This is a genomic window from Thalassospira profundimaris WP0211, from assembly GCF_000300275.1.
Classification (GTDB): domain Bacteria; phylum Pseudomonadota; class Alphaproteobacteria; order Rhodospirillales; family Thalassospiraceae; genus Thalassospira; species Thalassospira profundimaris.
In genome coordinates this window covers 271,748-279,607 of sequence record NZ_AMRN01000008.1, presented here as the reverse complement: position 1 = coordinate 279,607, position 7,860 = coordinate 271,748, and the positions used below count along the sequence as shown (strand labels likewise).

The 7,860-nt window shown below is 55.1% G+C and carries 8 protein-coding genes; 6 read left to right on the top strand and 2 right to left on the bottom strand.

Features of this window, described 5'->3' with window-relative positions; genetic code table 11:
• Positions 1-374 precede the first annotated feature (374 nt).
• The 6 genes from TH2_RS16040 to TH2_RS16015 are packed head-to-tail and all read left to right on the top strand — an operon-like array spanning position 375 to position 6,666.
• Positions 375-1,964, top strand: coding sequence for an ABC transporter substrate-binding protein (locus TH2_RS16040; RefSeq protein ID WP_008891486.1), 1,590 nt, complete (start codon positions 375-377; stop codon positions 1,962-1,964).
• 26 nt (positions 1,965-1,990) lie between these two features.
• Positions 1,991-3,058, top strand: a complete 1,068-nt coding sequence (locus TH2_RS16035) for an ABC transporter permease (RefSeq protein ID WP_008891485.1) — start codon at positions 1,991-1,993, stop codon at positions 3,056-3,058.
• A gap of 2 nt (positions 3,059-3,060) precedes the next feature.
• Positions 3,061-3,984 carry a nickel transporter permease gene (nikC, locus tag TH2_RS16030; RefSeq protein ID WP_008891484.1) on the top strand — a complete coding sequence of 308 codons (924 nt, stop codon included), beginning with the start codon at positions 3,061-3,063 and terminating at the stop codon, positions 3,982-3,984.
• Positions 3,985-3,986: 2 nt separating this feature from the next.
• Complete coding sequence (locus TH2_RS16025; protein ID WP_008891483.1) at positions 3,987-4,829, top strand: ABC transporter ATP-binding protein; 843 nt, start codon at positions 3,987-3,989, stop codon at positions 4,827-4,829.
• An 11-nt stretch (positions 4,830-4,840) separates the two neighbouring features.
• Entirely contained in the window at positions 4,841-5,605 is a 765-nt protein-coding gene (locus TH2_RS16020) for an ABC transporter ATP-binding protein (protein WP_008891482.1), read from the top strand.
• Positions 5,606-5,616: 11 nt separating this feature from the next.
• Complete coding sequence (locus TH2_RS16015; protein ID WP_008891481.1) at positions 5,617-6,666, top strand: dipeptidase; 1,050 nt, start codon at positions 5,617-5,619, stop codon at positions 6,664-6,666.
• Positions 6,667-6,723: 57 nt separating this feature from the next.
• Here the strand turns inward: TH2_RS16015 and TH2_RS16010 are convergent, their stop codons facing one another.
• Both TH2_RS16010 and TH2_RS16005 read right to left on the bottom strand, forming a co-directional pair.
• Entirely contained in the window at positions 6,724-7,143 is a 420-nt protein-coding gene (locus TH2_RS16010; protein WP_008891480.1) for a hypothetical protein, read from the bottom strand.
• 32 nt (positions 7,144-7,175) lie between these two features.
• Positions 7,176-7,601, bottom strand: a complete 426-nt coding sequence (locus TH2_RS16005; protein WP_008891479.1) for an acyl-CoA thioesterase — start codon at positions 7,599-7,601, stop codon at positions 7,176-7,178.
• Positions 7,602-7,860: the final 259 nt, after the last annotated feature.

Genomic DNA, 7,860 nt, shown 5'->3' with positions numbered 1-7,860 from the left:
GCCGCGATTTTTCGCTGGCGCTTTTTTGTTTCTAACGCCAAATCCCGGCGTAAAAGCACCGTTCCACCCGCATGGGTAATTTCACCAAGACGTCACACAACCTTAAGAAATCCATTTTCGGGAAAGTTGTGCCATTTGCTGATTTAGACAGCATTGCTGACCGACTGGTCATTGATTAATCGTATAAATTATGCTCAGCTCCACATGCACTAAGCGAACCTGCAGGCCGCCCCGCAATTAGTCGGGCCTGAAGGCGTCGATAGAACTCCGGATGGTTATAAAGCTGAGCCCGTCTCGTTTTGGCCCTCCCTTTCGATAGCCGATCAGTCCACGCATTGGCCTGCAGTCCCACAACAACAATCGGGAGGCGCATCATGCGCAAATTTATTGCAGGGCTGGTCATGGGGACCGCGCTCGCGACCGCACCTATGATGGCACAGGCCGAAACGCCGAAAAATGCTTTGGTCATGGCTTTTGCCATTGATGACATCATCACGCTCGACCCGGCACAGATTTTCGAATTCTCGGGCGCTGAATATGCCGGTAACACCTATGACCGCCTGATCGGTTTCGACAATGACGATGTGTCGAAGATCTATGGCGTCGTTGCCGAAAGCTGGGATGTCTCCGAAGACGGCAAGACCTTTACCTTCAAAATTCGTGACGGCATCACCTTTGCCTCTGGCAACGAGCTGACCGCCGAAGACGCGGCCTTCTCCTTGCAGCGCGTGATCCTGCTGGATCAGTCGCCGGCCTTCATTCTGGGCCAGTTCGGTTTCACCGCCGACAACGTCAAGGAAAAGATCTACGCCACCGACGATTCCACGCTGGTCATGGAAGTCGACAAGCCTTACGCACCAAGCTTCGTGCTGTACTGCCTGACCGCTGGCGTTGGCTCGGTTGTCGACAAGGAAGAAGTCCTTGCACATGAAGTAGACGGCGACCTTGGCCACGAGTGGCTCAAAACCAACTATGCCGGCTCCGGCCCGTTCAAACTGAACAAATGGACCGCAGGTGAAAGCCTTAGCCTGACCGGCAATGAAGATTACTGGGATGGCGCGCCAGAAATGAAGCGCGTGATTATCCAGAGCGTCAAGGAAGCCGCAGCTCAGCAGCTCCTCCTTGAAAAAGGCGATATCGACATTGCCCGTAACCTTGAAGCCGATCAGCTGGCTGCCATTTCTGACAATGACGACATCAAGATGATGTCCAAGGGCAAAGGTGCTCTTTGGTATCTCGGTCTGTCGCAGAAAAACGAATATCTGTCGAACCCGAAAGTCCGCGAAGCTCTGAAATACCTTGTCGATTACAAAGGCATTTCCGAAACCATCCTGGCTGGTCGTTCGCAGATCCATCAGGCCTTCCTGCCTGAAGGTTTCCTGGGCGCATATAACGAGAACCCCTATTCCCTGGATGTCGAAAAAGCCAAGGCCCTTCTGGCCGAGGCCGGCTATCCGGACGGGTTCAGCGTAACCATGGATACCCGTAACACCACCGCGATCATGGCGATGGCTCAGTCGATCCAGGCGACCTGGTCACAGGCTGGCATCAATCTGGAAATCATTCCGGGTGATGGCAAGCAGACCCTGACCAAATACCGCGCCCGTCAGCACGATATCTATATCGGTCGCTGGGGCCCGGACTATCAGGATCCGCACACCAACGCATCGACCTTTGCATGGAACCCGGACAACTCCGACGATGCCGCTGCCAAGCCGCTTGCGTGGCGTAACTCGTGGGATGCCGGTGACTTGACGGCAAAAACCGATGCCGCCACGCTGGAACGCGACGATGCGAAACGTGCTGCGATGTATGTCGACCTTCAGAAAGCAGTTCTGGAAAACGGTCCGTTCGTGATCATGTTCCAGGAAACCGAGATCGCATCCATGCGCGGTAACGTGAACAACTTCGTCCTCGGTCCGTCATTCGATAACAACTATTATCGTTATGTCACCAAAGACTAATCTCGACGAAGGAGACAACGGTCGTAATGTCCGCTGTTAAACGCAAAAAACGGGACGGGCGCAACCGCGCCCGTTTCGCTTCCGGCCCGACGGGAACTTTCCTGCGGCTGGTGTTCTCGCTTGCCATTACATTTTTTGGCCTGCTGCTTGTCACATTCCTGATCGGTCGCGTCTTGCCGATTGATCCGGTGCTGGCCGCTGTTGGTGATCATGCATCGCAAAGCACGTACAACCGTGTGCGCGAAGAAATGGGGCTTAACCTGCCGCTCTGGCAGCAATTTTTTATCTATGTTTCCAATGTCTTGCAGGGCGATTTCGGCCAATCCGTGCTGACCTCCAACTCTGTGCTTTACGACATCAAGCGCGTCTTCCCGGCCACTCTTGAACTGGCAACCATTGCCACGATCATCGGTGTTGCTTTGGGTATTCCCGCTGGCGTATTTGCCGCTATCAACAAGGGTAAATGGCCGGACCACGTGGTTCGCGTGATCGGTCTCGCCGGCCATTCCATGCCGATCTTCTGGCTGGGTCTGATGGGGCTTCTGGTATTTTACATGAAGCTCGACTGGGTTGCTGGTCCAGGGCGTCTTGATTCGTTCTACGTTGACTTCATTGAACCCACCACAGGTCTGATGCTGGTTGATACCCTGATCGAAGGCGACATAGACCTGTTCTGGAATGCGGTCTCGCACATTGTTCTGCCTGCCTCGATCCTGGCCTATTTCTCGTTGGCCTATATCGCCCGCATGACCCGTTCCTTCATGCTCGAACAGCTGAGTCAGGAGTACATCCTGACCGCTAGGGTCAAAGGCATTTCCGAACATCGCATCATCTGGCGCCACGCCCTTGGCAATGTCATGGTTCCGCTCGTAACCGTAATTGCGCTGTCATACGCCAACCTGCTCGAAGGATCGGTCTTGACCGAAATCGTCTTCGCTTGGCCGGGGCTTGGCCTTTACATCACCAACTCGTTGCTCAACGCCGATATGAATGCGGTTCTTGGTGGCACGATTGTGGTCGGTGCGGTCTTTATCAGCGTGAATATGCTTTCTGACGTGCTTTACCGCCTGCTCGATCCCAGAGCGCGGAGATAATCATGACAACACAAACAAACACTTCGCAAACCGGCCTGAAACAATGGCTGACATCTGATGCGCCGCAATCGCGCTGGCAGGCAAAATGTGGCCGCGTCTGGCTGGGCTGGTTGAAATTTACCGAAAACAAGCTTGCCATGATCGGCCTTTCGATCGTGATCGGCCTTATTCTGGTAACGATCTTTGCCCCGCTTCTCGCCCCTTATGATCCGCTGGCAGCTGACCTTACCAACCGTATTCAGCCACCCGGCGCCGAACACTGGTTTGGCACAGATCAACTGGGCCGTGACATCCTGTCCCGTGTGATCTTTGGCGCGCAATATACCCTTCTGATCGTTGGCCTCGTGGCAATTACCGCCGCCCCTGTCGGGCTTCTGGTGGGCACAGCGGCCGGGTTCTTTGGCGGTTGGATTGATGCGACCCTGATGCGCATCACCGACGTCTTCCTGGCGTTCCCGAAATTGATCCTGGCACTGGCCTTTGTGGCCGCCCTCGGCCCGGGGATTGAAAATGCCATTCTTGCCATCGCGATTACCGCATGGCCGCCCTATGCCCGTATCGCACGCGCTGAAACCATCACGGTGCGCAAATCCGACTTCATCGAGGCCGCCCGTCTTCAGGGCACATCAAATATGGGTCTGATAACCGGTCACATCATGCCGATGTGCATCAGCTCGCTTGTTGTGCGTGTGACCCTTGATATGGCGGGCATGATCCTGATTGCAGCTGGTCTTGGCTTCCTTGGTCTGGGTGCACAGCCGCCGATGCCGGAATGGGGGGCTATGGTTTCTGATGGCCGTCAGTTCCTGCTTGAACAATGGTGGGTTGCCACGGTTCCGGGTATTGCCATTCTGATTGTCAGCCTTGGCTTTAACCTTCTGGGTGATGGCCTGCGTGATGTTCTTGACCCGCGTGGAGGCGATTGATCATGTCCAATGAAACCCTTCTGTCGGTCAAAAACCTCGAAGTCACATTCAATACGCCAAAGGGTGATGTCCATGCTGTACGTGGCGTCTCGTTTGATCTTGGCTGTGAACGGCTTGGAATTGTGGGCGAATCCGGGTCTGGCAAATCCCAGACCGGGCGTGCCATACTTGGCCTGACAGCGGCCAACGGCAAAATTACCGCCGATCAAATGACCTTCCATGATGTCGATCTGGCAAACCTGACGCCCAAACAATGGCGCAAGGTGCGCGGTGCGCGCATTTCCATGATCATGCAGGACCCGAAATATTCGCTGAATCCTGTCATGACCATTGGCGATCAAATCATTGAGGCCTACCGCGAACACCACAAGGTCAACGCCAAGGAAGCCCGCCACCGCGCGATTGATATGCTTGATGCGGTTAAAATTCGCGATCCAGAGCGCGTGTTCAATTCCTACCCGCATGAAGTATCGGGCGGCATGGGGCAACGCGTCATGATCGCCATGATGCTGATCCCTGATCCGGAACTGATCATTGCCGATGAACCGACTTCGGCCCTTGATGTCACCGTGCAGCTTCAGGTGATGGCAATCCTTGATGATCTGGTGCGCGATCGTGGCATGGCGCTGATTTTCATCAGTCACGACCTGCAACTGGTTTCAAGCTTCTGCGACCGTGTGCTGGTCATGTATCAGGGCCATGTGGTGGAAGAAATCAAGGCCTCCGCCCTGCACGAAGCCAAACACCCCTACACCAAGGGACTTTTGAACTGCTTGCCGAAAATGGATGGCGATCATTCTGATCTGCCGATCCTTGAACGCGAAGCAAGCTGGGCCGAAGGTTAAGGGGTAGACACATGATTGAAATCAACAAACTCAATGCCTGGTTTGACGACAACCACGTTCTCAAGGATGTCGATATCAAGGTCCCGAAAAACGGGTCTTTCGGCCTTGTTGGTGAATCGGGATCAGGCAAATCAACCGTTCTTCGTACCATCACCGGCCTTGTCGATGACTGGGAAGGTGAAATTCTGGTCAATAACAAGGAACTCGGCCCCACACGCGACAAGACATTCTATCGCCTTGTGCAGATGGTGTTTCAGGACCCGTTCGGATCGCTTCATCCGCGCCATACCATTGACCGCATCCTGACCGAACCGGTCAATATCCACGGGCTTGGCAATTCCGATGCCCGCGTGGTGCAGGCGCTTGAACAGGTCGGGCTCGATAACTCGTTCCGCTTCCGCTATCCCCACCAGCTTTCCGGTGGGCAGCGCCAGCGTGTTGCGATTGCCCGCGCCCTGATCCTTGAACCCAAGATATTGCTGCTTGATGAGCCGACCTCGGCCCTTGATGTATCTATTCAGGCCGAAGTGCTTAATCTTCTGTCACGCTTGCGCCGGGAACTTGGCCTGACCTACATCATGGTCAGTCACGACCTCGCCGTGGTGGCCCATATGTGCGACGATATTGCCATCATGAACCATGGCCGTATTGTGGAACGCGCCACCGCAAGCCAACTGGCCGATGGCAGACTTGAACATCCCTATTCGCAACAGCTCTACAAGGCTGCCGGCGGCTATGACCGCGCCGTTGTCGACAGCTTTGTCGACTGGGACTGAACGGAGACACCATGACTTCCGCCACCACACTGAGCTTCGCAACACCCTTCGCCCCGGCCGACAGCAAACTTGCCAACTACGAACGCCGGCATATCCCGTCTTTCACATGGGATGCCCATGCCTGCCTGCCGCTTGATGAAAAGACACCGATAGACCTGCTTGATACCTATGTTGCCGGTCACATCGACTATGTCTGTGTCAATGTCGGCATGGATATGAACAGCATTGCCCATATCCTGCGCGTGATCGCCGCCTTCCGCGCCAAGATCGCCGCGCACCCTGACAAATACATGCAGATCGAGAAATTCGAGGATCTGGCAATTGCCAAATCCAAGGGCCTGCTTGGCGTGGGGTTTGATCTTGAAGGCTCGGTCATGCTCCAGGACATGCCCGAAATGGTGCCGGTCTTTGCCAAGCTGGGTGTGAAGCAGATCCACTTTGCCTATAACCGCAACAATTCGGTCTCTGGGGGCTGTCATGATGTTGATATCCCGCTGACCGATCTGGGTATTGAAATGGTCAAGGCCGTGAATTCCAGCGGCATGATCATGGATTGCTCTCACACCGGACGGCAAAGCTCGCTTGATATCATGCGGGTCTCATCCAAGCCGGTCGTGTTCAGCCACGCCAACCCCAGGGAACTAGGCGGTCATGAACGCTGCATCGATGATGAACAGATCAAGGCCTGTGCCGATACCGGTGGCGTGATTGGCATCTGCGGCTTCCAGCGTTTCATTAAATCCAAAAATGCGCCGGAAGTCCCCGACATGATCCGCCATATCAAATATGCGGTTGATCTGGTCGGGGTTGATCATGTCGGTATCGGGCTTGATACCATGCCATCTGTCGCTGGCACCAACGACTTCCCGGATGGTGTGGACAAGGACTTCTATTGGCCCGCCGCCAGTGGCTATGGCCCTGCAGCCGGTGGGGCTGCGGTGTTCGATCCGCGCAAGCTCCCTGCCCTTGCAGATGCCTTGATTTCGATTGGCTATTCACCCGATGATGTCGATAAAATCATGGGCCAAAACTTCATGCGTGTTGCCAAGGCAAGCTGGTAACAAGGCGCCACACCCGGCCCCGGGCTTCGGCCCGGGGACATGGGCAGACGTTTCGATCTAATTTGAAACCGTGACAGATTGCCCAGCCTTAACAGGCAGTTCGATTGTTAACTCTGCACCACCAAATGCGTGCACCAGATCACCTGCCCGCACCGTTACACCTTTGATATCGGGCGGGATCGTCACACCGGATAGAGACCGGGTAAAGGGCTGCTCATTGACATGCGGATGGGCCAGAGCCCTTTCCCCAATGATCGTCCCGTCCGGCCCGATCACCTGCCAAACATTGGCATAATGATCCCAACCCGTGTCGTCATGCACCACAGTCACATCAAACCGATAGGTATTCTCGTCGGTCTTGGTCGCCTTGGCCGCAACCACATCGGCTTTGCCGGCGTTGGCCAGCACGGGAAACAACAAAGCCCCGCAGACAAGAACCAGACGGGTCAACAGCGTGGACACAGTGCGGCTCTGCATGGCGGGGCTCCTGAATTTGATCTCGCGTGGGCTTAAGCGTCTGCCTCATCCTTGCGTACCGGGCGCGGTCGACCTTCGGCGTCAATCGCGACAAAGGTAAATGTCGCCTCGGTCACTTTGATGCGTGGCGGTTGATTGCGGCGGAGCACCCAGGATTCGAGATGCAGCACAATCGATGTATTGCCGATCTTCTCGATGTCGCCATAAACGCAAACTGTATCGCCGACATAAACCGGGCGATGGAATGTCATGCCGTCCACTGCGATGGTCGCAACACGCCCTTCGGCGACCTGGCTTGCCATCACGCCACCGGCGATATCCATCTGTGACATCAGCCAGCCACCGAAAATATCACCACTCGGGTTAGTATCGGCGGGCATGGCAAGGGTTCGGGTGCAAAGTTCACCGCGCGGCATCGTGCTCTCCGCAAGAAGGGATTGATCTTTCTCAGTCGCCATCAGGCTCACTCCAGTTGGCGGCACGCCTGTTACGACACGCCATTTTTTTATTGGACCTCCCGGTCGCGGTTTTCTGCATCCAAGCCCAGCAAAATTATGGTCGGATCTGGCGACCATCACTTGCATTGGATTCAAAAACACATTTTTATGGTCGGCGCGCACCGATCATCTGGTACGAACCGATAAAGATATGGTACTCGTTTAGCGCCGAGGCTTCCAAGACCATAATATCGAAGAACAGATATACGGTATTGGACCT

Excerpts from the sequence above, each read along its gene's own strand:
- TH2_RS16010 (WP_008891480.1), bottom strand. The coding sequence starts at position 7,143 with ATGCAGAGCCGCACTGTGTCCACGCTGTTGACCCGTCTGGTTCTTGTC.
- TH2_RS16040 (WP_008891486.1), top strand. The coding sequence starts at position 375 with ATGCGCAAATTTATTGCAGGGCTGGTCATGGGGACCGCGCTCGCGACC.
- nikC (WP_008891484.1), top strand. The coding sequence starts at position 3,061 with ATGACAACACAAACAAACACTTCGCAAACCGGCCTGAAACAATGGCTG.
- TH2_RS16020 (WP_008891482.1), top strand. The coding sequence starts at position 4,841 with ATGATTGAAATCAACAAACTCAATGCCTGGTTTGACGACAACCACGTT.
- TH2_RS16035 (WP_008891485.1), top strand. The coding sequence starts at position 1,991 with ATGTCCGCTGTTAAACGCAAAAAACGGGACGGGCGCAACCGCGCCCGT.
- TH2_RS16005 (WP_008891479.1), bottom strand. The coding sequence starts at position 7,601 with ATGGCGACTGAGAAAGATCAATCCCTTCTTGCGGAGAGCACGATGCCG.
- TH2_RS16025 (WP_008891483.1), top strand. The coding sequence starts at position 3,987 with ATGTCCAATGAAACCCTTCTGTCGGTCAAAAACCTCGAAGTCACATTC.
- TH2_RS16015 (WP_008891481.1), top strand. The coding sequence starts at position 5,617 with ATGACTTCCGCCACCACACTGAGCTTCGCAACACCCTTCGCCCCGGCC.